2 protein-coding genes are annotated in these 2630 nt (G+C 39.1%); both read left to right on the forward strand.

The features are described from left to right. Positions 1-270 precede the first annotated feature (270 nt). A complete protein-coding gene (locus VP97_RS22850; protein ID WP_050184493.1) occupies positions 271-1227 on the forward strand; it encodes a hypothetical protein in 957 nt (318 codons plus the stop codon). Between the two features lie 502 nt (positions 1228-1729). Continuing rightward, the gene (locus tag VP97_RS22855; protein WP_050184494.1) at positions 1730-2365 is read left to right on the forward strand and encodes a ParB N-terminal domain-containing protein; all 636 of its coding nucleotides are present in this window, start codon (positions 1730-1732) and stop codon (positions 2363-2365) included. Positions 2366-2630: the final 265 nt, after the last annotated feature.

Consider the following 2630-nt stretch of genomic DNA (forward strand, 5'->3'; position numbering starts at 1 on the left):
AAAAGAAAAAGAGCCTAAGCTGTATAAAGGAGTTGGCGCTCCATTATACCGCATTACCGTGACCAACACTCACGGCAACACACTTGCTCAGACTCTTTAGAACTAACAATTTTATGCCCTTATTTTAGCGTATATAAACTGTTAGTTCAAGGGATTCTTCTGTATTTTTTAAAAGAGCGCTTGTCTTGCCGTATCCTTTTCCTGTTCTACACTGCAGGGAAACGTTGCGGCGGGCAAGTGTTCTTTTTTGTGTCCAGAAGGAGCCAATTGATGATTACAATTATGCTTGATCGCGTAGACAAACGTAATTATGCCACGTTTAAAAACATACCTGCTATGCGAGAGTCTGTAAATAAACATATAAAAACTATTCAAGAAAGCGACTTATCGGATTTATGGAAGAGAAAGTTGATCCGTCTGCTAGACCACCTGCGGGATCTTTCTCGGAATTTCCCCGGACTGTCTTTCCAATCGCAGCGGGCAGCAGCCAAAGATCTAGGGCTGAAAAAACCGGATACAGTCGGGATATGGCTGAAAAAATTAGCGGATATGGATATCGTTAAAATCCTGCCGACTAAGCGTTATTACAAAAACCAGCAAACCGTTAACTTTGTGCAGATTGTGCCGGTTGAAACAGAAACAGCGGAACTGAACGAGGATGAAAATAATAAACGGGGACTAGATGAAATTCCAAAACCGCATAAGGACGCAGATGCGGAAAACAAAAACGGGGAGCATGAATTCAAAATCTTTTTGAATTCAAAAACTAATATTAATATTACGTATAGACGTCTGGATGATTCTTTTACACCGAAAGTTGTTCCAGATGAATTTGTAAAAACGACAAAGTCTTTCTTTAGTGATGCAGAAGATATTTATGATCTTTGGAAAAAAGCTACCCTTGTTTATCGCCAGTTTGATTTGCTACATGAACTGAAACAGTACACAGATATTGTAATTGATGCACTTAAACAGACGATCTATGCCCACAAGTACCGAAAAATCCGGAAAGATTTTAAAGGCTATTTTTATGGAACCCTGCTTAAAATGTTTACATACCAAAAACGCCAAGAGACATTTTCTAACCACCCGTCTATCTTTAACTGGCTTGAAGATCAGGAAGAAGAATCGGCAGGCAGTACACAAAATTGGCGTATGGAAATTCAAGAATTGATGGCGAAGGAAGAACGAGATCTAGATTATTTGATTGAGGAAATTCCCTACTAAATAATCAAAAACCGTTACTAGAAAAAAGAGAGAACCGGTCTACCGGAAACCAAAAAGCAAACACAGCCAGTGTGTCTTTTTTTAGCAAATGCTGTTTTTTGATATTCTTTTTTGAGTTGTAATGCATTATTTTAGGTGTCAAAAAATTAGACAATGCCCCTGTTTTAAGTGTCTAATTTTTTGACAAAACGGAAATTTCGCGTACCCACGAAAACACTAGGCTCTGCCTAGTACCACCCTGAAAGTGGGGTCACGCTTTCCTTATGCTCTTCTCTATAAAACAAAATCAAAAAATGAAATCAATCAAAACGATGCCCCACAGCAAAAGTACATAAAAGATAAGCTGGAAGCTCAGGATCGTACATTAATGCGGCAAGAAAAGGTAGCACAAACGGAGAAGAAGAAAGACTTTTTTCTCGTCTATTTAGCTGATAAATGCTTAAATAAATTCCTATGCTGCAGTGCGATAAAATACTAATCTGCTAAAGGGGAGAAGAAAAGTATGGCACATAAAATTACGTTAACGGGCAAGCCAGTGAGTGCATTGCGATTAAAAAAGAACTTTTATACATTCGACATGGAGGAAAAAGGTTCTCCAGCAGCCCCAAAGGGTCTCCCGAAAAGTTCAACCATTACATATACCGTTTTTATCAACCAGAAGCAGTTAAAGAAAGCTGGATTAACAGAAGAAAACATTCAGAATCAGAAAATTTTGGTGCAGGGAGAGCCTACATTAGATATTCCAGTGGACGATTGTCCGGGTGAGATTGGTGTGGTTTGCTTTCAAGTATCTGTGATTCCAGAAAAACAAGCAGAAGCAGTTAAAGAAGAGAAAGAACCCAAGAAAAAAGAAAAAGTGAAAGCAGAAGAGGAGCCGAAAGGGCCGGAGGGAACGGAAGATTTTATTTCGTTGGATCAGATCAAGGTGCCGGAAGAATTTCTGCAATTTCAGCCGAGCGCTTACAAGACGCAGCTGGTTATCGACCATGTGAAACAGGCCGGAATTCTGGATGAACCGATTACGATTAATCGTGAAACCGGTATGCTGACAGACGGATACCGACGCTATGTTGTAGCTAAAAAACTCGATATGAAAACAGTCCCTGTCATATACGAAAAAAATAGCGCAGAAAGCTGAGTAGCGAGAAGAGCATAAGGAAAACGTGCTATCACTTTCAGTGTTAGACTAGGCAAAGCCTAGTGTTTTCGTGTTATCACGAAATTTTGATTTTGTCTAAATTTTAGGCGGTAAAAAAACGGATTTGTCTAGAATTTAGACAGATGTAAGCTTTTGCTCTTAAGAGCAAAAGCTTTTTACGTTTGTTCTATAGTGTTCCAGGAGAAATACAGTTCATTCATCGATTCGTCATCTTTAATGATGGATCGCATTGAGAACAAAAAGG

The sequence above is a fragment of the Domibacillus robiginosus genome, assembly GCF_000966195.1.
In the GTDB taxonomy this organism is placed as follows: domain Bacteria; phylum Bacillota; class Bacilli; order Bacillales; family Domibacillaceae; genus Domibacillus; species Domibacillus robiginosus.